Origin of the sequence: Pseudomonas akapageensis (assembly GCF_011355085.1) — a bacterium.
In the GTDB taxonomy this organism is placed as follows: Bacteria; Pseudomonadota; Gammaproteobacteria; order Pseudomonadales; family Pseudomonadaceae; genus Aquipseudomonas; species Aquipseudomonas akapageensis.
Genome location: NZ_VXCP01000056.1, coordinates 61,874 through 85,611, shown reverse-complemented (window position 1 = coordinate 85,611; position 23,738 = coordinate 61,874). Strand labels below are relative to the sequence as shown.

24 protein-coding genes are annotated in these 23,738 nt (G+C 60.7%); 8 read left to right on the top strand and 16 right to left on the bottom strand.

What is annotated here, in order from left to right; genetic code table 11:
* The first annotated feature begins 362 nt into the window (after positions 1–362).
* The gene (gene gltA, locus F2S13_RS27170; protein WP_166366770.1) at positions 363–1,652 is read left to right on the top strand and encodes a citrate synthase; all 1,290 of its coding nucleotides are present in this window, start codon (positions 363–365) and stop codon (positions 1,650–1,652) included.
* Positions 1,653–1,902: 250 nt separating this feature from the next.
* Here gltA and F2S13_RS27165 read toward each other — a convergent pair whose 3' ends face one another.
* The 9 genes from F2S13_RS27165 to F2S13_RS27125 all read right to left on the bottom strand — a co-directional run bounded on the left by F2S13_RS27165 (position 1,903) and on the right by F2S13_RS27125 (position 8,986).
* Positions 1,903–2,505, bottom strand: coding sequence for an START domain-containing protein (locus F2S13_RS27165; protein WP_166366768.1), 603 nt, complete (start codon positions 2,503–2,505; stop codon positions 1,903–1,905).
* 23 nt (positions 2,506–2,528) lie between these two features.
* Entirely contained in the window at positions 2,529–2,786 is a 258-nt protein-coding gene (locus F2S13_RS27160; RefSeq protein ID WP_166366766.1) for a YkgJ family cysteine cluster protein, read from the bottom strand.
* Between the two features lie 116 nt (positions 2,787–2,902).
* Entirely contained in the window at positions 2,903–3,367 is a 465-nt protein-coding gene (locus F2S13_RS27155; RefSeq protein WP_166366764.1) for a hypothetical protein, read from the bottom strand.
* An 87-nt stretch (positions 3,368–3,454) separates the two neighbouring features.
* Positions 3,455–4,900, bottom strand: a complete 1,446-nt coding sequence (locus F2S13_RS27150) for an aminotransferase-like domain-containing protein (protein ID WP_166366762.1) — start codon at positions 4,898–4,900, stop codon at positions 3,455–3,457.
* A 281-nt stretch (positions 4,901–5,181) separates the two neighbouring features.
* Positions 5,182–5,994, bottom strand: coding sequence for an OmpA family protein (locus F2S13_RS27145; protein ID WP_166366760.1), 813 nt, complete (start codon positions 5,992–5,994; stop codon positions 5,182–5,184).
* Positions 5,991–6,344 (bottom strand): DUF4398 domain-containing protein, encoded by a 354-nt coding sequence (locus tag F2S13_RS27140; protein ID WP_166366758.1) that lies wholly within the window; start codon positions 6,342–6,344, stop codon positions 5,991–5,993. The genes F2S13_RS27145 and F2S13_RS27140 overlap by 4 nt, the downstream gene beginning before the upstream one ends.
* Positions 6,345–6,353: 9 nt before the next feature.
* Complete coding sequence (locus F2S13_RS27135; RefSeq protein ID WP_246238016.1) at positions 6,354–7,160, bottom strand: substrate-binding periplasmic protein; 807 nt, start codon at positions 7,158–7,160, stop codon at positions 6,354–6,356.
* Between the two features lie 146 nt (positions 7,161–7,306).
* Positions 7,307–8,236, bottom strand: coding sequence for an electron transfer flavoprotein subunit alpha/FixB family protein (locus F2S13_RS27130; protein ID WP_166366754.1), 930 nt, complete (start codon positions 8,234–8,236; stop codon positions 7,307–7,309).
* Positions 8,237–8,986, bottom strand: a complete 750-nt coding sequence (locus F2S13_RS27125) for an electron transfer flavoprotein subunit beta/FixA family protein (RefSeq protein WP_166366752.1) — start codon at positions 8,984–8,986, stop codon at positions 8,237–8,239.
* 532 nt (positions 8,987–9,518) lie between these two features.
* Here F2S13_RS27125 and F2S13_RS27120 point away from each other — a divergent pair.
* Positions 9,519–11,183 carry a 4Fe-4S dicluster domain-containing protein gene (locus F2S13_RS27120; RefSeq protein WP_166366750.1) on the top strand — a complete coding sequence of 555 codons (1,665 nt, stop codon included), beginning with the start codon at positions 9,519–9,521 and terminating at the stop codon, positions 11,181–11,183.
* 98 nt (positions 11,184–11,281) lie between these two features.
* Here F2S13_RS27120 and F2S13_RS27115 read toward each other — a convergent pair whose 3' ends face one another.
* From F2S13_RS27115 to F2S13_RS27105, 3 genes are all read right to left on the bottom strand, one after another.
* On the bottom strand, positions 11,282–11,758 hold the full coding sequence (locus F2S13_RS27115; protein ID WP_166366748.1) for a histidine kinase: 477 nt from the start codon (positions 11,756–11,758) through the stop codon (positions 11,282–11,284).
* Positions 11,759–11,928: 170 nt separating this feature from the next.
* Entirely contained in the window at positions 11,929–13,269 is a 1,341-nt protein-coding gene (locus tag F2S13_RS27110; protein ID WP_166366746.1) for an ATP-binding protein, read from the bottom strand.
* A complete protein-coding gene (locus F2S13_RS27105) occupies positions 13,266–13,949 on the bottom strand; it encodes a response regulator (protein WP_166366744.1) in 684 nt (227 codons plus the stop codon). Before F2S13_RS27105 ends, F2S13_RS27110 begins: the two co-directional genes overlap by 4 nt.
* Before the next feature lie 175 nt (positions 13,950–14,124).
* Between F2S13_RS27105 and dsbD the strand changes: the two genes are divergently transcribed.
* The 3 genes from dsbD to dsbG are packed head-to-tail and all read left to right on the top strand — an operon-like array spanning position 14,125 to position 17,449.
* Positions 14,125–15,849 carry a protein-disulfide reductase DsbD gene (gene dsbD, locus F2S13_RS27100; RefSeq protein WP_166366742.1) on the top strand — a complete coding sequence of 575 codons (1,725 nt, stop codon included), beginning with the start codon at positions 14,125–14,127 and terminating at the stop codon, positions 15,847–15,849.
* Entirely contained in the window at positions 15,849–16,694 is an 846-nt protein-coding gene (locus F2S13_RS27095) for a TlpA disulfide reductase family protein (RefSeq protein ID WP_166366740.1), read from the top strand. The genes dsbD and F2S13_RS27095 overlap by 1 nt, the downstream gene beginning before the upstream one ends.
* Entirely contained in the window at positions 16,691–17,449 is a 759-nt protein-coding gene (gene dsbG / locus F2S13_RS27090) for a thiol:disulfide interchange protein DsbG (protein WP_166366738.1), read from the top strand. The genes F2S13_RS27095 and dsbG overlap by 4 nt, the downstream gene beginning before the upstream one ends.
* A 58-nt stretch (positions 17,450–17,507) precedes the next feature.
* Here dsbG and F2S13_RS27085 read toward each other — a convergent pair whose 3' ends face one another.
* A complete protein-coding gene (locus F2S13_RS27085; RefSeq protein WP_425500253.1) occupies positions 17,508–18,275 on the bottom strand; it encodes a substrate-binding periplasmic protein in 768 nt (255 codons plus the stop codon).
* A gap of 108 nt (positions 18,276–18,383) precedes the next feature.
* On the bottom strand, positions 18,384–19,007 hold the full coding sequence (locus F2S13_RS27080) for a TetR/AcrR family transcriptional regulator (RefSeq protein WP_218584108.1): 624 nt from the start codon (positions 19,005–19,007) through the stop codon (positions 18,384–18,386).
* A gap of 225 nt (positions 19,008–19,232) precedes the next feature.
* On the opposite strand from F2S13_RS27080, the gene F2S13_RS27075 reads away from it, so the two are divergent.
* Together F2S13_RS27075 and ppnP are read left to right on the top strand one after the other, a co-directional pair.
* Positions 19,233–19,808, top strand: a complete 576-nt coding sequence (locus tag F2S13_RS27075) for a 3'-5' exonuclease (protein WP_166366736.1) — start codon at positions 19,233–19,235, stop codon at positions 19,806–19,808.
* Positions 19,809–19,865: 57 nt separating this feature from the next.
* Positions 19,866–20,147, top strand: coding sequence for a pyrimidine/purine nucleoside phosphorylase (ppnP, locus tag F2S13_RS27070; RefSeq protein WP_166366734.1), 282 nt, complete (start codon positions 19,866–19,868; stop codon positions 20,145–20,147).
* Here ppnP and F2S13_RS27065 read toward each other — a convergent pair.
* Positions 20,144–21,952 carry an ABC transporter transmembrane domain-containing protein gene (locus F2S13_RS27065; RefSeq protein WP_166366732.1) on the bottom strand — a complete coding sequence of 603 codons (1,809 nt, stop codon included), beginning with the start codon at positions 21,950–21,952 and terminating at the stop codon, positions 20,144–20,146. The two genes, ppnP and F2S13_RS27065, sit on opposite strands and share 4 nt — an antisense overlap.
* 228 nt (positions 21,953–22,180) lie before the next feature.
* Between F2S13_RS27065 and F2S13_RS27060 the strand changes: the two genes are divergently transcribed.
* Positions 22,181–22,351, top strand: coding sequence for a PA1571 family protein (locus F2S13_RS27060; protein ID WP_166366730.1), 171 nt, complete (start codon positions 22,181–22,183; stop codon positions 22,349–22,351).
* 207 nt (positions 22,352–22,558) lie between these two features.
* Here F2S13_RS27060 and pdxB read toward each other — a convergent pair whose 3' ends face one another.
* Positions 22,559–23,701 carry a 4-phosphoerythronate dehydrogenase PdxB gene (pdxB, locus tag F2S13_RS27055; protein ID WP_166366728.1) on the bottom strand — a complete coding sequence of 381 codons (1,143 nt, stop codon included), beginning with the start codon at positions 23,699–23,701 and terminating at the stop codon, positions 22,559–22,561.
* Between the last annotated feature and the right edge of the window lie 37 nt (positions 23,702–23,738).

Sequence of the window (23,738 nt, the reverse complement as noted above, 5' to 3'; positions counted from 1 at the left end):
CTTTTTTTCACACTGAAGAGCCCCTAGCAAGCAGGGCAAAGTTGTCGGGAAGTGCACTGGTCAGGTACCCACCACCCAGGAAGTGACGACGCCCAGCAAAACAGGCCTTAAAGCCCCGAGCGGTCGGGTGCCGAGTATAGACAGTTAGGGCACTAATGACAATGAAAAGGCCTACCCCTAATAGCGGATTGCTTTGGTCGAATAAAAGGCGTAAATGGCGGGGATTTTCGAGGAAAAATAGCGCCCAAAGCCCAGTCCAGCCTGACTTTAAGCAAATTGACTTTCGAATTTATCTCACTATAGTGGTGCGGGCCCTGCGTGGGGGGTCTGTCTGATGATTTCAAGCATTAATAGGAGGCCACATGGCTGACAAAAAAGCGCAGTTGATCATCGAGGGCGCAGCCCCCGTCGAGCTGCCCATTTTAACCGGCACCGTTGGTCCCGATGTTATCGATGTCAGGGGTCTGACGGCCACGGGCCGTTTCACTTTCGACCCTGGTTTCATGTCGACCGCCTCGTGCGAATCGAAGATCACTTATATCGACGGCGATCAAGGCGTCCTGCTGCATCGCGGCTACCCGATCGAGCAACTGGCAGAGCAGTCCGACTACCTGGAAACCTGCTACCTGCTGCTCAACGGCGAACTGCCTACCGCCGAACAGAAAGCCCAGTTCGTCGGCACCGTGAAGAACCACACCATGGTTCACGAGCAATTGAAGACCTTCTTCAACGGCTTCCGCCGCGACGCCCACCCAATGGCCGTCATGTGCGGTGTAGTCGGCGCCCTTTCGGCCTTCTACCACGACTCCCTGGACATCAATAACCCGCAGCATCGCGAAATTTCCGCGATCCGCCTGGTTGCCAAGATGCCGACCCTGGCAGCGATGGTTTACAAGTACTCCATGGGCCAGCCCATGATGTACCCGCGCAACGACCTGTCGTACGCGGAAAACTTCCTGCACATGATGTTCAACACCCCGTGCGAGATCAAACCGATCAGCCCGGTACTGGCCAAGGCCATGGATCGGATCTTCATCCTCCATGCCGACCACGAACAGAACGCCTCGACCTCCACCGTACGCCTTGCCGGCTCCTCGGGTGCCAACCCGTTCGCCTGTATCGCCGCCGGTATCGCCGCACTGTGGGGCCCTGCCCACGGCGGTGCGAACGAAGCGGTACTGACCATGCTCGACGAAATTGGCGATGTCTCGAACATCGACAAGTTCATCGCCAAGGCCAAGGACAAGAACGATCCGTTCAAACTGATGGGCTTCGGTCACCGGGTCTACAAGAACCGTGATCCACGCGCCACGGTCATGAAAAAGACCTGCGACGAAGTGCTCAAGGAACTGGGTATCAAAAACGATCCGCAACTCGAACTGGCCATGCGCCTGGAAGAGATCGCCCTGACCGACCCGTACTTCATCGAGCGCTCGCTGTACCCGAACGTCGACTTCTACTCGGGGATCATCCTCAAGGCGATCGGCATTCCAACCAGCATGTTCACCGTGATCTTCGCCCTGGCTCGCACCGTCGGCTGGATCTCGCACTGGAAAGAAATGCTCTCCAGCCCGTACAAGATCGGCCGCCCGCGTCAGCTGTACACCGGCTACGAGTCGCGCGACATCACCAAGCTGGAAGACCGCAAGTAAGCACTGCCCTGTAGCGCTGAAAACAAAAAAAGGCTGCCATTTGGCAGCCTTTTTTGTTGGTTGATTTCTCGCTCTCACGCTTCTCGTTCCCACGCTCCGCGTGGGAATGCCGTGTCAGACGCTCCGCGTCGCTGCAAGAACGCAGCGCGGAGCGTCGCAGGACGCATTCCCACGCAGAGCGTGGGAACGAGGTCAACGAGGTCATACAGTTTTCAACTCAACGATAGTTTTGAAAACTGTAATCCTGTCTTTACTTCTCCGCCTTCGCCTTCAACGCCTTCAATGTATTGAAAGGTGCATCCACGACGAAACTGTTGGCCAGCCACGATGGCACGCTACCACCCGGCTCGGTGTGCACCTGGTAGGTCACCTCGGTGCTGTCGCCCTTGGGCACGAACTTCCAGAAGCCTTCCACCTGAGCCACGCGGACAAACCCCTTCTCTTCAGGGAGGTATTTGGGCACGCCTTCCAGCTTGCGGGTCAGGCTGCCGTCGGAATCTTCGGTGGTGGTCACATGCAGCACCGAATCACGCGGGGTTACCGGCCACGGCGGGCTGAACTGGGTGTAAGTCCAGCTCTCGTTGCCCTCACGCTTGAGCAACTTCTGAGTCTTGCACTCATGGATCCAGGCACAGGCAGCCGGCGTGTCTTCCTGCAAGGCACGCAACTTGGCGACATTCGCCTTGATCAGGGTGACACCGCGATAAGCCTTGTACTTGGAGCCCGCCACATCACTCAGGGAAATCTTGATCCCATCCGCATCCTTGGCTACTTGCCAGTCATCGGCTTGCGCCCCGGCTGCCAGCAAGGTCGTCAACCCACACACAACAGCAATTCGATGCAGCGATCCCATTTTGTTATTCCTTATTGTCGAAGTCAGGCTACAGCCGTCACTTGCTCCCACCACCCCAGAATTCTTATGGCTTCGTCGCGATCATTGCCGCAAACCTCAGCATCCGCCGCAAAGCCACCGCAGACCGCCGGTCGCTCAGGGCGCCCGAACAGTTCACACAGATTAGCAGCGGACAGATGCAGGCACCGCTCCCCCGCCGGCTTGCCATTGGGCATTCCCGGAATGGGCGAACTGATCGATGGCGCTATGCAACAGGCGCCACAACCTTCACGGCACTTCATGACGACAGAATCCTCGGGAAAGCAAAGTGATGAATGAATCCGGATAGTAACCGTTAAAACAGTCGTTTGAAATTACTACCCGCGAGATTTCATGACGTACCTGACTGACCGGATAGTCAGTGCTTGTACTCGAATTCAATGGCCGCCCCTTCGACTTCATGGCGACTGTCATTGCGCAACTGCAGCTGCATTTCGTTGCTGATCAACCGGCCATTGAGCTGGTAAGGGCTGTCGCCGGCAGGCTTGTCAGCGAACATCGAAGGCAGAACGCCGTTGCGAGGCACGCCGACAACCTGCGCCGGAGGCTCAAGCTCATCGACCATCTGCTGTGGAAGGCTCAAATCCAGGTGGGCTGGCGGCAAACGGGTGGAAATCACTTCAGCCGACTTGCGCGCTTTGGTTTTGCTCGCGACCGCCTTAGCTGGCTGCTTGGGCTTTGCAGCAGGCTTGGCCGCCGATTTCGAATCGGCCAACTGCAGACGTGGGGGCACACCCGCATCGACTGCCTCTAGCGAGGCAGAGGAAATCCCGGGGTAGAACAGACACAAAATCAGAAAACTGGCAGGGTAGGAAAACTTCATGACTCACGACACATTGACTGCACAGGTATATATGCTCCTCGTTAGCGCAGGCGCTGACAAGAGTGCAGCCTTGCATTTACCCAGAGTTTACTGAAAACCGCCCAGCGCAGATTCCTGACAGAGCTGGCTGGCGAGCATGCCGAGGGTCATCAGCGCCCTCTCCGCCTCGCGATTCCAGGGGATCCCGCAGTTAAGACGGATGCAGTGGTTGAATTGCTCGGTGTTACTGAAGATCAACCCGGGCGCGATACTGATGCCTTGTTGCAGCGCACGGACGTGCAGCTCCTGGGTATTGACCCGCCCCGGCAGGCTGACCCAGAGAATGAAACCACCCGTCGGCCGGGTCATCTGCGTGCCCTCGGGAAAATACTGCTGAACGGCCAACTGATAGGCGCTCAGGTTTTTCCGGTATTCCTGCCGGATGAAACGCAGGTGACGATCGTAGCCACCGTTTTCCAGATAAGCCGCCACCCCCATCTGTGTCACGCTGCAGGCCGAATGGGTACTGAACGTCTGCAGGCGCTGGATTTCCTGCTGGTACTTGCCGGCGATCATCCAGCCAATACGCACGCCGGGCGACAGGGTCTTGGAAAAACTCGAGCAGTAAATCACGCGATCGAGCCGGTCATAGGCCTTGAGCGCCTTGGTGCGCCCTTGCTCGAACATCAGTTCGCCATAGATATCGTCTTCGACAATCTGAATATCGAAGTCCGAGGCCAGGCGCAGCAGATTTTTCTGACGCTCTTCGGGCATGGTCCCGCCCAGCGGATTACTCAGGCGCGTGGTCAGCACCAATGCCTTGATCGACCACTGGCTGGCCGCCAGCTGCAATGCCTCAAGACTCATGCCGGTGGACGGATCGCTGGGGATTTCGATGACCTTCAGACCCAGCAGGTCAGCCAGCTGCAGCAAGCCATAATAAGTCGGCGATTCTGCCGCGATCAGGTCGCCGGGACGGGTCAGCACCCGCAACGACATCTGCAACGCGTCAACGCAACCATGGGTGATGACCAGTTCCGACGGATCGACCACCACGCCGGCATCACGCATGCGAATCGCAACCTGGCGGCGCAAGGGCTCGAACCCCGGGCTGAACATATAACTGAAGGCGCGCGGACTGTGGAAACGGGTGACCTTGGCCAACTGCTGATGCAGCGCACGCACGGGCAGGTAGTCCACATGCGGCACGGCGGCACCGAGCGGGAAGACACCTTCGCGACGCGACTCGACCAATACCTGCTGGATGATGCTGCTGCGCGTAACCAGACCGGGGCGCTCGACGCGGGCAATGTCCGGTGTCGGAGCCGTCAGCGCCGGTGTCTGGTGAACATAGTAGCCGGACTGGGGCCGGGCACGAATCAAGCCCTGGTCTTCGAGATTGGCATAGGCCTGCAAGACAGTGGCGTGACTGACATTGAGCTGTGAGCTCATCTTGCGCACAGAGGGTACGCGCTCTCCCGGCTGGTAGACGCCTCGGCGAATATCCTCGGCCAACTGCTGGGCGATGCGTTGGTAGAGCAGGAGGTTGGTCATGGCACGATCTCGGCTTGCAGGCTGCTTATTTATTCTTGGTGTGTGACAGATTACCGGAACAGTTGAAAAGTGTACGGGAACAGTTAGCAGAATAGTCGACGATACAGTCTGGTGAAAGCCGAAACTGTGCTTGGAGGCTCGTTCCCACGCTCTGCGTGGGAATGCATCGGGCGGCGCTCTGCGCCAATGTCGCCAATTCGGAGGTCGGGACGCGGAAGCGTCCCTGAGAGGGGCATTCCCACGCAGAGCGTGGGAACGAGGTGAATGAGGCAGGTCAGAATTCAGCGAGCCGCGCCAAGCCGCCCCTTCTCATCGGAGAAAACAATTTCCACCCGGCGATTCTTCGCCCGGCCACGCTCGGACGCATTGGCCTCGACCGGATACTCGTCGCCATACCCCTCGACCTGTATCCGCTTCTCATCGATCCCGAGATCGATCAACACGTCAGCCACCGCCTGTGCACGAGCGCGGGACAACTGCAGGTTATCCTGCCGAGCCCCCGTACTGTCGGTATAGCCTTCGATACGCACCACCCGCTTGGGGTTCAGCTGAAGAAACTGCACCAGCTTGAGCACCGTCCGGTTAGCCGAACTCTTCAGGTCCGCCTCGCCGGTATCGAACAACACATCCCCCAGGGTCATCACCAGACCACGATCGGTCTCGGTGGTCGCCAGGCTGACAATCTGTTCTTCCAGCCACTTGCCCTGCTGCTGCACGCTCAGCAACTTCGCCTCACGCAGTGCCAACTGCAAACGCTGACGCTCCAGCTCAAGCTTGGCCAGGCGCTCTTGATTCATGGCCTCATTGCTGTGCTCGCGAGCGATCTCACTGTAGCGCTGACTGAGGTAGGCGTAATGCCGCACGTCCGCGCCACTGCCCCAATAGTTCGACAGCCGATCGGCCCGCGCCAGGGACTCACCGGCACGAATCACATCCCTGGGTGCGTTGCGCAGCACATTGGAATCATCCTTGACCGACTGAAAGCTTGAGTTCGCCTGCTGCAATGCCGATTCACTGCCCTGGCTGGCGCAGCCGAACAACCCGGCACAACCCAGCACCAGCAACCCACCGCCCAGCTTTTTGAACACACTCACTGCACTTCCCCCAACTGCTTGCGCAGGCGAATGATCCGGGCATCGAGCGCCGTCAACTGCTCCTGGCTCTTCTGCGTCAGGACGCGCGCTTCGGCCAGGCGCGCATCGAGCTCGGCCTGCTCGGCCCGCATGCGAGCATTCTTGAAGGACTGGTCAGCCATGCTGCCTTGCGCACGGGTGAACTTTTGTTCGGCCAGTTTCAATTCCGGCACGTCATCGGTGGCACCGACCGCCTTGGCCTGCTCGAGTGCCTGTTCGGTCAGGCGAAACTGCTCGGTCGGCGCCGGATCTGCGGCACATCCGGCCAGGGCCAGGATCGCCAGGGCGGCGCAAAGGGATTGAATTCTCAAAAGTTATTCCTACTGTTTAGGGGCGCCAGTCGGTTGCTGCACTTGCGCTTGCCAACGCTCGACATTGCGCTGCAACACGGCCTCGGTCAGCCCGGACGCGGGCAATTCTGTCATTTTTTTTGCCAGCTGTCCGCGCAACCAGGGATCATTGCAGGCAGAGTTGTGCGACAGCGCCAGGTACAGGCCAGGACGATCGAGCGGCAGCCCGCGTGCCACCAGGTCATTGCTCATGCCCAGCGACTGCGCCAGAGCGGCGCCCGTGTAGCGGCCGGCCAGCACATAGTCGACCTGACCGAGCAAAAGCTTCTGAAAGCCCTGGGTCAGATTATCGACAGGCACCAGATTCAAACTGCCTTTGGCCACGGCCTCGAATTCAGGGGTCAAACGGGATTTTTGCGACACGGCACCCGGGTGCCCGTGCAGGTCGGCCAGCGTGTTGTAGACCAGGGTCGAGTCGTGCCGGGTCCAGACCAGGTAGTCATTGTGCAACAGCGCCGGATGAATGAAATCCAGCGATTCCAGCTGGCCGTTTTCCAGCGGCATGCCCACCTGCAGATCCATGCGTCCGCTACGCACTTCTTCCAGCGCTTCTCCTGCCTTGCCGCCGTAGAGCACTTCGATCTTCAGGCCAAGCTCGCCGGCGACCTGTGCAAGCAGGTCAGCACTGGCGCCAATCAAATGCTTGGGGTCCTGGGGGTCTCGCCACAGATACGGCGGCGTATCCGGATTACCGGTAGCGACCAGGCGCTCGCACTTGCCCACCGCCAATGCCAGCGACGGCACCAAGGCAACGCCGAGCAACAATACAGCCTTCATCCGGCCAAGCCTTCCCATGCAAAATTCCCTTGCAGCACAGACCAATAAAAAAGCCCGATGACTCCGGGCTGTCGAAAATGCGGCAGATCACTGCCGCACTTTCACAGCCCGAAATGATCGGGCTCTTTATATGTGAAGACGCTGGATTAAACCAGCTTCTCCAGCTCAGGGATGGCTTCGAACAGGTCAGCCACCAGGCCGTAGTCGGCCACCTGGAAGATCGGCGCTTCTTCATCCTTGTTGATCGCAACGATCACCTTGGAGTCTTTCATGCCGGCCAGGTGCTGGATCGCGCCGGAGATACCGACGGCGATGTACAGCTGTGGCGCAACGATCTTGCCGGTCTGACCGACCTGCATGTCGTTCGGTACGAAACCTGCGTCGACCGCAGCGCGCGAAGCGCCGACGGCAGCGCCCAGCTTGTCGGCCAGGGCGTACAGGTGCTTGAAGTTGTCGCCGTTCTGCATGCCACGGCCGCCGGAAACGACGATCTTGGCAGCGGTCAGCTCAGGACGGTCGGACTTGGCCAGCTCTTCGCCGACGAAGGACGATTTGCCCGCGTCGTGGGCAGCAGCAACCTGCTCAACGGCAGCCGAACCACCTTCTGCGGCAACGGCGTCGAAGCCGGTGGCACGAACGGTGATGACCTTGACCGCAGCGCTCGATTGCACAGTGGCAATGGCGTTACCGGCATAGATCGGGCGCTTGAAGGTGTCGGCCGATTCAACGGCGATGATCTCGGAGATCTGGTCAACGTCCAGCTGCGCGGCAACGCGTGGCAGGATGTTTTTGCCGTTGGAGGTCGCCGGAGCCAGGATGTGGCTGTAGGCAGCGCCCAGGCCAGCTACCAGTGGAGCCACGTTTTCCGGCAGTTGGTGGGCATAGGCTGCGTTATCGGCAACCAGTACCTTGGCAACGCCAGCAATTTTTGCAGCGGCTTCGGCCACAGCGCCAACACCGGCACCGGCCACCAGCACGTGAATGTCGCCACCGATTTTCGCGGCTGCAGCAACGGTGTTCAGGGTTGCCGGGGCAACTGCACCATTTTCGTGTTCAGCGATAACCAGGATAGTCATTTAGATTACCTTCGCTTCGTTTTTCAGTTTCTCGACCAGTTCCGCTACCGACTTGACCTTGATGCCTGCGCTGCGAGCAGCCGGCGCTTCGACTTTCAGGGTCTTGTTGGTGGAGGCGGTGGAAACGCCCAGTGCTTCAGGAGTCACGGTTTCCAGTGGCTTCTTCTTGGCCTTCATGATGTTGGGCAAGGAAGCGTAGCGTGGCTCGTTCAGGCGCAGGTCGGTGGTGACGATGGCAGGCAGAGCCAGGGAAACGGTCTGCAGGCCGCCGTCGACTTCGCGGGTCACGTTGACCTTGTCGCCGGCGATTTCCACTTTCGAGGCGAAAGTACCCTGAGCGTAACCGCTCAGCGCAGCCAGCATCTGGCCGGTCTGGTTGTTGTCGCTGTCGATGGCTTGTTTGCCAAGGATCACCAGCTGAGGCTGTTCCTTGTCGACAACAGCCTTGAGCAGCTTGGCCACGGCCAGGGAGCTCAGGTCATCGGCGGCTTCGACGAGAATGGCGCGATCAGCACCCAGGGCCAGGGCCGTGCGCAGTTGTTCCTGGGCAGTGCTCGGGCCGACGCTGACGACGACGATTTCGGTCGCAACGCCTTTCTCTTTCAGACGCACGGCCTCTTCCACCGCGATCTCGCAGAAGGGGTTCATGGACATTTTAACGTTGGCAAGGTCGACGCCGGAGTTGTCCGCTTTGACGCGAACCTTGACGTTATAGTCGACCACTCGTTTGACAGCTACAAGAACCTTCATGGATTCCTCGTTACTCTCCGGTGAAAAGAATGTCGCCTGGGCGGACCCGGCGATTACGCGTGGGCACAAGGGCACCTCTAAAAACGATCGCGAGGTCGCTGATTTTCCCTGACTCATTGGTCTTTATTCGACCATTTCGGGCAAAACCGGCGAGTCAATCGTTGTCGTGACGTGTAAACTTCACTACAAGTCGGGCTTGGGCTTTACAGCCTGCCTTTACGCCAGTTTTTAGAGGTGCACCTGGATCCGACGATCAGCCTACGGCGAGCGCAAAACCGACCGTATCTTGACCGCAACACCGAATCCGGTCAATACGGCAAAATAGCCATCCATCAGCCGCGCTACTTTGATTTTACTGGGCTGCGGCAAATTCAAACAAACGTTTGTATTGGACCCGGCAAGTGGTATAGATATAATGCGCGGCCAAAGATAAAGCTGTGTAGTTCGTCATCGCCGACGCTACAGCACCCAAGCTGACACAGCAAACCAGCCAATTAGAAAAAACTGATGAGCCTTGAGTAGGAGAGAACCTGTGGAACGCGAATACATGGAATTCGACGTGGTCATCGTCGGCGCAGGCCCCGCTGGCTTGTCCGCCGCATGCCGCCTGAAGCAGAAGGCCGCCGAAGCCGGTAAAGAAATCAGCGTCTGCGTGGTCGAGAAAGGCTCCGAAGTCGGTGCTCACATCCTCTCCGGTGCGGTCTTCGAACCCCGCGCCCTGAACGAACTGTTCCCGGACTGGAAAGAACTCGGCGCGCCGCTGAACACCCCCGTCAAGCGCGACGACATCTATGTGCTCAAGAATGCCGACAGCGCCACCAAGGTGCCTGACTTCTTCGTGCCCAAGACCATGCACAACGAAGGCAACTACATCATCTCCCTGGGTAACCTGTGCCGCTGGCTGGCCCAGCAGGCCGAGAACCTGGGCGTGGAAATCTACCCGGGCTTCGCCGCCCAGGAAGCCCTGTTCGACGAAAACGGCGTGGTCCGCGGGATCATTACCGGTGACCTGGGCGTCGACCGCGAAGGTCACCCCAAGGAAGGCCTGTACACCCCAGGCATGGAACTGCGCGGCAAATACACCCTGTTCGCCGAAGGCTGCCGTGGCCATATCGGCAAGCAACTGATCAAGCGCTTCAACCTGGACAGCGACGCCGATGCCCAGCACTACGGTATCGGCCTCAAGGAAATCTGGGAAGTCGACCCGGCCAAGCACCAGCAAGGCCTGGTGGTCCACACCGCCGGCTGGCCGCTGGACATCGTCGGCACCGAAAACACCGGTGGCTCGTTCCTCTATCACCTGGAAAACAACCAGGTCGTGGCTGGCCTGATCGTCGACCTGTCCTACAGCAACGCTTACCTGTCGCCGTTCGACGAGTTCCAGCGCCTCAAGCACCACCCGGTGTTCAAGCAGTACCTCGAAGGCGGCAAGCGCATCAGCTACGGTGCCCGCGCCATCTGCAAGGGCGGCCTGAACTCGCTGCCGAAAATGGTCTTCAAGGGCGGCGCGCTGATCGGTTGCGACCTGGGCACCCTGAACTTCGCCAAGATCAAGGGCAGCCACACTGCCATGAAATCCGGCATGCTCGCCGCCGATGCGGTGGCCGACGCCCTGTTCGCCGGCTCCGAAGGTGCCGACGAACTCAACAGCTACGTCGATGCGTTCAAGGCCAGCTGGCTCTATGAAGAATTGTTCGCCAGCCGCAACTTCGGCCCGGCGATCCACAAGTTCGGCGCCCTCGTCGGTGGTGGTTTCAACTGGATCGACCAGAACATCTTCGGCGGCAAACTGCCGTTCACCCTGCACGACACCAAGCCGGACTACGCCTGCCTGAAGCTGGCGGCCGACTCGAAAAAGATCGACTACCCGAAACCCGACGGCAAGCTCAGCTTCGACAAGCTCAGCTCGGTTTTCCTCTCCAGCACCAACCATGAAGAGGAACAACCCTGCCACCTGAAGCTGGCCGATGCGAACATTCCGATTGGCACCAACCTGCCGCTGTACGACGAGCCGGCCCAGCGCTACTGCCCGGCGGGTGTGTACGAGGTGGTCACTCAGGAAGACGGCAACAAACGCTTCCAGATCAACGCCCAGAACTGCGTGCACTGCAAGACCTGTGACATCAAGGACCCTTCGCAGAACATCACCTGGGTAGCGCCGGAAGGCTCCGGCGGTCCGACTTACCCGAACATGTAAGCCGAACCACGCCGGGTGCGACCGATGGATGGTCGCACCCGGCGTCCTCGATCAGCTCGGGTGTGCACTGGCTCGCCCGACACCCCTCAATGTGCGGTTCAATGCCGCGTGAACACCGTCTCCACCCGCGTGATTCGTCTTTTTGCATGTACACGCGCACGGCTTTCAGGCGACTCCAGCTGGCCGATGACGACCGGCGAATCGATGATATCCATGAAGGTATGCAAGGCTTCGGTATCCGGCAGGCGCGGCAGGCATACGCTCACTGCCTTGCGCTGACTGGCCGGAACGGCAGGCACTACCACGTACTGGGTTTCGTAGAGCAAGGCGTGCTGTATTTGCGGGCACTCACCACAGAACCTCTTCAGGTCCACCCCGGCATGGGTGGCAAGGTCGGTGTTGGCGACCAATAGATGGAAGGGATCCAGGGCGCTCTGGGTGATAGCCAGCAGTTCCTCGAAGGTCTGCACCGGCGCAATGCGGTAGTAGCCCAATTGGTTGAGCATCTTTTCAATCTGCATCAATTGAACATGATGCTCGTCGGCGATGAGAATACGCATTTTTTTATTTGGCATCATCGATGACCAAGGCAGTAAAGGTGGTAGGCATTCCCTGACCTGTACAACGCCCGTTTTATTACTGCAGGCTATTCAGCATCACCTCGCCAAAAAAGGGTCTGTAACAATACTTGTTGGTAAATACGAATAAATCAAGTCGAAAGCAAAAAGCCATTTCACAAGCATAGCTACATTTTCTGCTGCGCCATTGCGCGCAGTGGCATCTGCAAGCGTACCCGCAATCCATCGGCCCGACTGTCGAAATGCAGTGAACAGCCGCAACGCTGGACAATGGCCTGGACGATTGCCAGGCCCAGTCCGCAACCGGCATTCTGGCCGTTACGCCAGAAGCGCTGGGTCAGGTGTTGCAGGTCTTGCGGAGCAATTCCCGGCCCATGGTCACGCACCTCGAAACAGGCGTGATCACCGCTAACCTCCAGCTCAAGTTCAACCCGGGCATCACCTGCGGTATGACGCAGGGCGTTGTCCAGCAAGTTACGCAGCGCCGCCACGGCAAGCGTGGCCGGCATATCCAGGCGAGCGTCGGAGCCGCCTTCGGGCAGGCGCAACTCGATCCGCCGACTGTCGCCATGACTGGCATCCTGAATGGCCAGGCGCGCCACTTGCCCGGCGCTGCACGCCACGCCGTCATCGAACGACAGGCTGCCCTCGACCCGCGCCAGCAGCAGCAATTGCTCGAGCGTGCGGTGCAGGCGGTCAGCGCCCTCCTCGGCATGGGCCAGCGCCTGTTCACGGGCATCGCCCTCGGTCATGCGCGCGACTTGCAGATGGGTCTTGATCGCGGTCAGCGGACTGCGCAGCTCATGGGCCGCATCACCGGTCAGCCGACGCTCGCGCTCGATCGTCCGGCCGATACGCAGGAACAGCTGGTTCTGGGTTTCCAGCAACGGCTGCAGCTCACTGGGCAGCGCCCTGACTTGCAGGGGTTCCAGCGAGTCGGGGCTGCGCCGCCTCAAGGCATCGCGCATGCGATTGAGCGGCGCCAGGCCCTTGCCGACTCCGAGCCACAGCAACCCCAGGCTGCCCAGCAACGCCACCAGCACCGGTGCCGAAGCAGCCAGCAGGATGGAGCGATTGAGCGCTTCACGCTCGCGGGTGCGGTCGGCCGTGGTGATACGCACGTCGCCGCGGGCCAGGGTGAAGCTGCGCCAGTGGTCCCCCTCGATGATTTGATCATGGAAGCCGCCGCGCTGGTCATCCAGGGCCTGGTCGCCGGTGTGATGACTGCGCGCCAGCACTTCGCCGCGCAACGAACTGACCTGGCAGGCCATGCCATCGGGGATGCTCAATTGATCGGCGCTCAAGTGCGTCCCCTCCCCCTTGCTCGCCAACGGCTGGGGAAGCTGGTCGATCAGACCGGCAACCATGCGCGCCGATGCCACCAGGCGCTGGTCCAGGGAGAACATCATCTGGTTGCGCAAATCACGCAGCATCCAGGCCGCCGCCAGCGCCCAGATCACCACGAAGGCGGTACCCAGGATCAGGCTCAAGCGCAGACGCAGGCTCATCGACGCACCCCGTCCGGCAACTCGGCGCTGCCGAGGCGATAGCCAATCCCGCGCACGGTTTCGACGATGCCGTTGCCCAATTTGCGGCGCAGGTGGTGGATGTGCACATTCAAGGCGTTGCTTTCAACTTCATCGCCAAAACCATAGACGCTGTCTTTGAGCTGTTCGCTGGAAAGCACCCGCCCACGGTTGTGCAACAGTGCCTGCAACAGCGCCTGTTCGCGGCGCGACAAGTCGATGGGCTGGCCGCCGAGCAAGGTTTCGCGGCTGCTCGGGTCGTAGCTCAGAGGACCATGTTCGATCACATTCACGGCCCGCCCGGCCACGCGCCGCAACAGGGTATGCAAGCGGGCGCTGAGTTCGCGCAGGTCGAAAGGCTTGAGCAGATAGTCGTCGGCGCCCGATTGCAGGCCGTCGACGCGGTCTGTGACGGTGTCGCGCGCGGTAAGAATCAGCACGGGCAGAACCTCTCCCTGCTGACGCAGGCGCTGCAGGAGCTTGAGGCCATCTTCGTCCGGCAGGCCGAGATCGAGCACCATCACATCGAACTGCGCCGCTCGGAGCATGGCCTGGGCAGCGCTGGCGGTAGCGACCCGGTCGACGGTCAACCCCTGGGCGGTCAGGCCGGCGACGATCCCGCTGGCAATCAGGTCGTCATCCTCGCAGAGCAATACGTGCATGGTCGGGCTCGGTCATAAAAAAGGCCCATCAGGCCAGAACAGGATTAACCGGGGATTATGCCTCCCATGGGGCGGATCGTCTCGTACACCGGTCGCCGAACCTGTTTCATCGATTAACATTCGGTTAATCGGCGCTGCGCACTCTTGCACGTCATTGCATAGCCAAGGCGTCGTCATGCGCGGTTTATTTCTTGCTTTCATGTTGCTGTTCGCCGGGTTGGCCCAGGCACAGCCTTTCGGCAACCCCTTCGACAGTCCTCCAGCCCGCCCGGATTTCCTGCCGGTCGGCAAAGCCTTCGAGTTCACCTCGCAGTCATTGGCTTCGGGCCAGACGCGCCTGCACTGGCGCATTGCCGATGGCTACTACCTGTACCAGCAACGCTTGAAGTTCGATGGGCTGCCCGCCCCACTTCATCCGCCCTTGCCTGCCGGCGAGGCTCATAGCGACGAGTTCTTCGGCCATGGCGAAGTCTACCGGGGCGAACTCGAGCTGCTGATTCCCGCAGGCGCCAGCGCACCGGTCAGGATTGGCTGGCAAGGTTGCGCCGATGCCGGCCTGTGTTACCCACCGCAAAATGCCGACATCACGCTCGGTGCTACGGCAGCCAGCAGCGTCCAGGCTGCCGACCTGTCGCTGGCCAATACCCTGCAACAAGGCTCGCTGGGCTGGGGCCTGCTGATCTTTTTTGGCCTGGGCCTGTTGCTGGCCTTCACGCCCTGCTCGCTGCCGATGCTGCCGATACTCGCCGGTCTGGTCCTGGGTAACGGCGCCAGCAGCCGGCGCGGCTGGGCCCTGGCCGGTTGCTATGTGGTGAGCATGGCCCTGGTCTATGCCTGCCTCGGGGTGACCGCGGCGCTGCTGGGTGGCAACCTGCAGGCAATGTTGCAGCAACCCTGGCTCCTGGGCACGCTGGCGGCGTTGTTCGTATTGCTGGCCTTGCCGATGTTCGGTGTGTTCGAACTGCAATTGCCGGCCTTCGTTCGCGACCGTCTCGAGGTTGCCGGCCGCCGGCAACGCGGCGGCAGCCTGATGGGCGCCGCGTTGCTGGGTGTCCTCTCGGGTCTGTTGGTAGGGCCCTGCATGACCGCGCCGCTGGCCGGTGCGCTGCTCTATATCGCGCAAACCGGCAATGCTGTCCACGGCGGCCTGATCCTGTTCGGCATGGGCCTGGGCATGGGGTTGCCGCTGTTGCTGCTGGTGACGCTGGGCAACCGCTACCTGCCCAGGCCCGGTGCCTGGATGAATCTGGTCAAGGGCCTGTTCGGCTTCGTGTTCCTCGGCATGGCGCTGTACATGCTGCGCACAGTGCTGGAACCGGCACTGTGGCTCGGCCTGTGCGGCGCGTTGCTGGCCAGCCTGGCCCACGCCATCTGGTCGCGCCTGCCGCGTACGCTGTGGTTGCAGCCGCTGGCCATCGTCCTGGGGCTCTGGGGCGGGCTGATGGTTGTCGGTGCTGCCGGTGGCGCCACTGATCCCTGGCGCCCTCTGCAGGTGTTCGGCGCGTCGGCCAACGCCGTGGCGCTGCCCGATGATGCCTTCCTGACAATCAAGAACCCCCGGGATCTGCAGCGCGAGCTCGACGACGCCAAGGCCCGGGGACAATGGGTACTTCTGGACTACTATGCCGATTGGTGCGTGTCCTGCAAGATCATGGAAAAGCAGGTCTTCTCCAGGGATCAGGTACTGGCAGCACTGGAGGGCGTACGATTGCTGCGCCTGGACGTCACCGCGGACGGCATCGACAGTCGCCAGTTGCTCGAGCGCTACCAGGTACCCGGCCCACCCAGCCTGTTGTGGATCGGCCCTGATGGCAATGAGCGCCGCAGCCAGCGAGTGACCGGTGAAGTCGATGCCCGAACCTTTGTCCAGCACTGGACCGCAACGAGGACCCAAGGCTGATGTTGACCGTGAGTATCGGGCCCGTTGCCCTGGCCCTGGATCATGTGCTGCTGCTCGGTGCGTTGGGCCTGGCCACGCTGGTGGGCTGGCGCGTGGCCAAACGCGGCGGCGACAACCCCGAATCAACCCTGTTTACGCTGTTCATGTTCGGGATGCTGTGTGCTCGCCTGGGCTTCGTTATCCAATACTGGCCACAGTACCGCGATGATCTGCTGCAAATCATCGATATCCGCGACAGTGGCTTCCTGGCCTGGGCCGGCGTACTGGCGTTGATCCTGGGGGCGTTCTGGCAGTATCGCCGGCGACCCTCCCTGCGCCGCCCGCTCTCTATCGGCCTGGCCAGCGGCCTGCTGTTCTGGCTTCTTGGCACATTGGCCAGCCAGCTTTACGAGCGTGGCACGCGCATTCCTGACATCGCGCTGTACAACGCCGCCGGACAATCGGTACAGCTGACCGACTATGAGGGGCGCCCGCTGGTGATCAACCTGTGGGCCACCTGGTGCCCACCGTGCCGCCGGGAAATGCCGGTGCTGCAACAGGCGCAGAATGAACGCGATGACGTGGTCTTCCTGTTCGTCAACCAGGGCGAGTCCCCTGGCACCGTGACCACCTTTCTCGCTACCGCAGGCCTGGGGCTCTCCCACGTGCTGTTCGATGGCAGCGGTCGGCTGGCGCAACAGGTCGGCTCGTCGGCCTTGCCGACCACATTGTTCTACGATGCCCAGGGACGCCTTATCGGCAGCCACCTGGGCGAACTTTCCCGCGCAAGCCTGGCTCGCGCGCTTGAATCCTTTGGCCGGACGATTCCAGCCACCTCCCCCGTTTCCGCCAGGAGTGCGCAATGAAACTACCCATCACCCTCGCGCTTGGCCTTGCCATCCTGCAAGCACCGCTGCTGCAGGCCGAAGAACTGCCCGAAGCCATCAAGATGATCGAGAGCAAGGGCGCGCGCATTGTCGGCAGCTTCGATGCTCCGGATGGCTTGCGAGGCTACGCCGCGCAATACCAGAACCGCGGCATGTCCCTCTACCTGACCGCCGACGGCAAACATGTGCTGGTGGGCAGCCTGTTCGATGCCCAGGGCAAGGACCTGAGCCGGGAGCCGCTGCAGAAGCTGGTCTACGCCCCCATGGCCAAGGAGGTCTGGGCCAAGATGGAGAAAACCAGCTGGATCGCCGACGGCAAGTCCAGCGCGACCCGCACTGTCTACCTGTTCAGCGATCCCAACTGCCCGTACTGCAACCTGTTCTGGGAACAGGCCCGGCCATGGGTGGACTCCGGCAAGGTGCAGTTGCGGCACATCATGGTTGGCATCATTCGTGAAGACAGCCCGGCCAAATCCGCCGCCCTGCTCGCCGCCAAAAACCCCGAACAAGCGCTGAACAATCATGAAAAGGCAGGCAAGGCCAGTAACCTGAAAGCGCTGGACAAGATCCCCGCCGCCATCCAGGCCAAGCTCGATGGCAACATGGCGCTGATGGAAGAACTCGGGCTATCGGCGACGCCGGCGATCTTCTACATGGACAAGGATGGGGAGTTGCAGCAGCAACAGGGCGCACCGAACCCAGAGATGCTTGGGGAAATACTGGGACCTCGGTAACCCTCTCCTCCCCCTCGATCCCACGCTCCGCGTGGGAACGAGGAGTTCTCGTGAACGCCTATTGCCCCGGGGCCTTCACCGTAATCCGGTACGGCTGGAAAATCCTCAGCATGTCGCCGTTGCCTCGCACTCGCTGCAGCAATGCATTCAACTCGCCGCCACTGATCGGCGCCCCGGGTCGCAACAGGGCGTAGTGGTGGTACACCTGGTCGACCCGCTCCGAAGCCAGGAACTGGCCGGCGCTGCCTGGATTGCGAATCAGGTAATCACTCAGGTAGGAACGCGTCACCAGCGCGATATCGGCGCGACCTCGTTGCACCATCAGCAAGTTGCTGTCATGGGAATAGGTCAGCGTGCTGTTGTAGTGCTCCGCCAGGTATTTGGGGTCGGCATTGAAACCGGCAAAGGCGTAGTGATAACCACTGAACAGGGCCAGGCGCTTGTCTTGCAGGGTGGCAAAATAATCCTGCTGGCGACCCTCTGTGTTGCGGGCAACGAAAATTTCGGCATCCTCCAGGCCCAGGTCGACCTCCACGTGGTCGATGGCCCTCCAGCCCCAATCGGGATTTTCGAAGATTGCCATGTCGATGCGCCCTTCCTGGAAATCGCGAAAACGCCGAGGGATCGAAGTGGGCACCATCACGAAGCGGTAATCGCCTTGCACCTGGTTGAGCGCCGCGATCAATTGCGACAACAGGCCAGTATCGCCGCCCTGTTCGGGACGAACCGTATAGGGTGGAAAATGCGCAGCACCGATCCTGACCACTTGCTGAGCCGCAACCGACAGCGAAAAAAACGCGACGAGCACCCCGGTTATCGCTCGCAAGGCCGCCAGTTTGGACACAAGAATCAAGACTACGCTCCACGCATCTGGATGGATCCAACCAAGCTAGGTGTTTTCAAACCGTTGCACAACCGCGCCCACGCCGCCTGTTCAGCCATCCTTGAGCAATAACAACATCGCCTGCTCGGCGATCTGATCCAGGCTCAGGCTGCCCTGGGGTCGATACCAGGTCGTGGTCCAGGACAGAGCGCCGGTGAGAAAGCGGCGTGTAAGCGAAATATTGCCCTTGATGAGGCCGGCGGTTCTGGCCTCAGCCAACACTTCGAGCCACATCTGCTCATAGATATTGCGCAAGGCCAATACCTGCGCCTGTCCTTGCGGCGACAGGGAGCGCCATTCGAAGACCAGCACTGCCATGGCTTCGCCGGTACCGCCCATGATCGATTGCAACTCGCAACGGATCAGCGCCAGCAAGCGTTCGCGAACATTGTCGGCACCTGCCAGCGATGCGCGCATCAGTGCGGTGTTGTAGACAAGCGTCTGTTCCATTACCGAGCAGAGGATTTCATCCTTGCTCTTGAAGTGATGAAAAATGCTGCCCGACTGGATGCCCACCGCACTGGCCAGGTCGCGGACGGTGGTGCGCTCGAAGCCTTTATTGCGAAACAGGTGGGCTGCGGTTTGCAGCAATTTACCGCGAGCACTGTCCGGGTCGGTCAATTGCCCTTGATCGACCAGTTCGCGCATCACTTGCAAGGCGTGTTGTTCGTCCATACCGCTCTCCTTCAATGCCAGTCCATCAGCGGCTGTGCGCCCGCGAAACATGCCCGCCGGGCGGGCAATTTATGCTGACGAAGCCCGCCAGGCAAGCGTTTGAGGGCACTCGGGAGCAGAATGAGGGATCCTGCTCTCGGGGATACCGAAAAATGTCGGTTTTGACTACGCTCTAGGTCGTGTCACCAACCAGTCCTCTAACCAAGCATTCAACGGGAGCCCGCCATGGCGCATTGGTTAGTGATCGACCTGGAAGCCACTACCGATGAAGGTGGCTGGCCGGTCGCGGAAATGGAAATCATTGAAATCGGTGCCAGCCTGGTCAACCGCGCCGGCCGTGAAGTGGATCACTTTCAGCGTTTCGTCCGCCCTCTGCGTCGGCCGCAACTGACACCCTTCTGCCGCGAGCTGACGCACATCGAGCAAGCCAATGTCGATACGGCAGCCCCGCTGACCGAGATCTGGCCGCAATTCGAACGCTGGTTGAGCCATCACCAGACACACCTGCAAGCCTGGGTCAGCTGGGGCGACTACGACCGCCAGCAATTCCTGCTGGAATGGCAGCAACTCGGGATCAAGAGCATTCTGGCCGATATTCCTCACATCAACCTCAAGCAACGCTTCGCCAAGGCCCGCAAGCTCCAGCGACCACTGGGCCTGAACGGCGCCCTGCAACTGGCGGGCCTGCAATTTTCCGGGCAACAGCATCGGGCGCTCGAAGATGCGCGCAATACCGCCCGGCTGCTCCCGCTGACACTACCGGCACAGGGTCTGTGCGAATCGCCAAAAGCGGATGACTAGGGTATGGCGCTTGGGCATACTGGCCAGCCCTTTTTAGCCCTTTTCGAGGAATCGCCCATGTTTAAAGTCAACGAGTACTTCGACGGCACCGTCAAGTCCATTGCTTTCGAAAATAAGGAAGGTCCGGCCACCATCGGCGTTATGGCCCCGGGCGAATACGAATTCGGTACCGCCCAGCTTGAAATCATGCACGTGGTTTCGGGCGCCCTGACCGTGAAACTGCCTGACAGCAGCGACTGGGAAACCTTCGAAGCCGGCAGCCAGTTCAAGGTACCGGCCAACAGCAAATTCCAGCTGAAAGTGGCAGTGGCGACAGCTTACCTGTGTGAATACCGTTAATCGGTGTTGAAATCGGCGACGCCCCGCAGCCGGGGCGCTGCTTCGCCAGTATTGAACTGCAACGCCGCCAACCGCGCATACAGCGCACTCTCGGCAATCAATTGCCGATGCGTCCCCACCGCCACCAGTTTTCCTTGATCGATCACGGCGATCCGGTCAGCGTTCTGCACCGTCGCCAGGCGATGTGCGATCACCAGAGTCGTACGCCCCGCCATCAAACTGGGCAATGCCTGCTGAATCAAATGTTCACTCTGGGCATCCAAAGCACTGGTCGCCTCGTCCAGCAACAGGATCGGTGCATCGACCAATAGTGCCCGGGCAATGGCCAGGCGCTGACGCTGGCCACCGGACAACCCGGCCCCGGCGTCGCCCAGGTGGGTCTGGTAGCCCTGGGGCAATTGCAGGATGAACTCATGGGCGTGGGCGATTCGCGCCGCCGCTTCGATTTGCTCGCGACTGACCTGAGCCTGGCCGAAACGGATGTTCTCCTCGACCGTGCCAAAGAACAATGCAGGGTTCTGTGACACCCAGGCGAATTGCCTGCGCAACGCCTGCGGATCGAGCTGCACCAGCGCCTGCCCATCGATCAGGATGCGGCCCTGTTGCGGGTCGTAGAAGCGCAACAACAGGTCGAAGACCGTCGACTTGCCGGCTCCCGATGGCCCCACCAGTGCCAGGGTTTCCCCCGCCTCGACGGTCAGGCTCAGACCATTGATGGCGGGCTGGGTTGGGCGCGAGGGATAGGCAAACAGCACATCCTGCAATTGCAGGCGACCACTGACCCGGGCTGGCAAGTGCACCAAGCCGTCCTTCGGTGCCACGATCTCGCTTTTGGCCTGCAGCAGTTCGGCGATTCGCTCCGCCGCGCCGGCCGCCCGCTGCAATTCGCCGATCACTTCGCTGACGGTACCGAAGGCACTGCCGACGATCAGGCTATAGAACACGAACGCCGCCAACTCACCGGCGGTAATGCGCCCGGCAATCACATCCATGCCGCCGACCCAGAGCATCACCCCGACAGCACCGAGCACCAGCACGATCACCAGGGTAATCAGCCAGGCGCGCTGGACTATGCGCTTGCGCGCCGTCATGAAGGCCTGTTCGACTGTATGGCCAAATCGTTGCTGGTCACTGGGCTGATGGTTGTAGGCCTGTACCGTCTTGATTTGCCCGAGGGCTTCGGCCACATAGCTGCCGACATCGGCAATGCGGTCCTGGCTCTGCCGTGACAATGCCCGTACCCGCCGACCGAATATCAGAATCGGCGCCAGCACCAACGGCAAGGCCAGCACCACGATACTGGTGAGCTTCGGGTTAGTGACGAACAACAGCACGATCCCGCCGATCACCATCAGCACATTGCGCAGGAACAGCGACAGGGATGAGCCGATGACCGACTGCAACAGCGTGGTGTCGGCGGTCAGCCGCGACTGGATCTCGGAACTGCGGTTGCTCTCGTAGAAGCCCGGATGCAGGTAGATCAGGTGATCGAACACCTGCTTGCGGATATCGGCGACGCAGCGCTCGCCAATCCACGACACCAGGTAGAAACGCGTGAAGGTCCCCACCGCCAGGGCCAGCACCAGGAGCAGGAACAGCCCGATCGACTGGTTGAGCAACTGCGCTGACTGGGTCATGAAACCCTGATCGACCAACAGCCGAATACCCTGCCCCATCGACAAGGTAATCGCTGCTGTCGCCACCAGCGCCAGCAAGGCGCCCGCCACTTGCCAGCGATAGGGCTTGAGAAAGCCCAGAGTCAACTCGATGGCACGCCGTTGCCTGACAGAAAGCAGTGAGATCATGAGATCGTCCGTGTAATCCTGAAACGCCAGCCTACACCCGACCGACGCTGCCACGCCAAGCTCTATGACTATGATCAATAGACGCTAGAGGGTTTCGGTCTAAACGCGCGCTGGAAGTTTGCAGCCATTTCTGTTGGACTGGATCAGCCGCCATGCACTGATGGACTTGTCACACAGTGGTCACCTGGTGGCAGTAGTCTGAGCTTGAACCTGAAGAGGAGACAGGACATGGGCTTGCAAAACAGTACATCCCAGGAAAAGAAAGCACCGCCGCAGAAAGCGGAGTGCGGCTCGATCATCGATGCCCAGGGTCGCGAGATTCCGATCACCAGGGACATGATCCAGGAAGCCTGCAAGCAACTGGAAAACTGCGTGGTCAAACCCGCGAAGAAGCGTTGAAGTTCCGCAGAATTCATTCAACCCGGCTTAAGTGCCGGGTTTTTATTACCGTTCTCGTTCCCACGCTCTGCGTGGGAATGCATCCAGCGACGCTCTGCGTTGCGATCGTGCAGGACGACGCAGAGCGTCTGGCACNNGCGGAGCGTGGGAACGAGAGAGGCTCGGTGCACCGCTGCTGCGCTCGAGCGCGTAGCGGTCGCAAGGATTTCAGACCCGCACACACCCCAACGCATCCACCAGCTGCTCCAGCACCCCCGACTGCCCCTCGATATGCACCCGCAGCCCTTCGATCTCGCGGCGTGCCGGATAATGCTTGCGCAAGGCATCGAAGCCCGCGCGCTGCTCGGCGGTCACGTCGCTGAGGCTGCGACGGAAGTCGGCATCGTCGCACCGTGGGTCGTAAACACCCCGGCAGAGCATGGCCAGTGCCCAGGCCGGGTCGGTTTCGGCCTGCAGGCTGACCTGTGCCAACCAGGGTTTTGGCAGCAGGTCTGCCAACTGCAGCGTCTCGGGTATTTCACGCCAGGCGCAGAACGCCTGATAAATCTGCGACGTGCCTCGCTGCCTGCCGTCCAGGCTGTAGCCGGCGATATGCGGTGTCGCCAGCACGCAGAGTTCGGCCAGGGCGAGATCGACTTGCGGTTCACCCTCCCACACATCCAGTACCGCCTGCAGGTCGACGCGCTCCAGCAACAGCTCACGCAGGGCAGCGTTGTCCACTACCGGGCCACGGCTGGCGTTGATCAGCCAGGTGCAGGGTTTGAGCCGCGCCAGGCGGTCGGCATCGAGCAGGTGCCAGGTCGGATGCGGACCGTCCTTGCTCAAGGGCGTATGCAGGCTGATCACGTCACATGCCTGCAGCAGGGTCTCGAGACTGACGTAATCGCCCCCCTCCCGCGCCTGCCGGGGTGGATCGCAGACCAGCACCTTCCAGCCGAGCCCGCGCAGCACCTTGACCAGACGCCCGCCTACCTCCCCGGCCCCGACGACGCCGTAGGTGCGTTGCGCCAGATCCACGCCTTCGAGTTCGGCAAGCGTCAGCAGGCTGCCCAGCACATAGTCGACCACCCCTCGGGCGTTGCAACCCGGGGCGCTGGACCAGTGGATACCCGCCTCGGCAAAGTAGTCCAGGTCCAGATGGTCGGTGCCGATCGTGCAGGTGCCGACAAAGCGTATGCGACTGCCTTCGAGCAAGGCACGGTCCACCCGGGTGACTGAACGCACCAGCAGCACATCGGCATCCTGCACCGCGGCACGGTCGATCGAACGGCCGGTATAGCGGCGGATTTCACCATAACCTTCGAAGAAGGCATCGAGCAGCGGAATATTTTCGTCGGCAACAATCAGCATGGCAGGCTCCTTTCAAGGCCCGCAGTGTAGGCGTTCC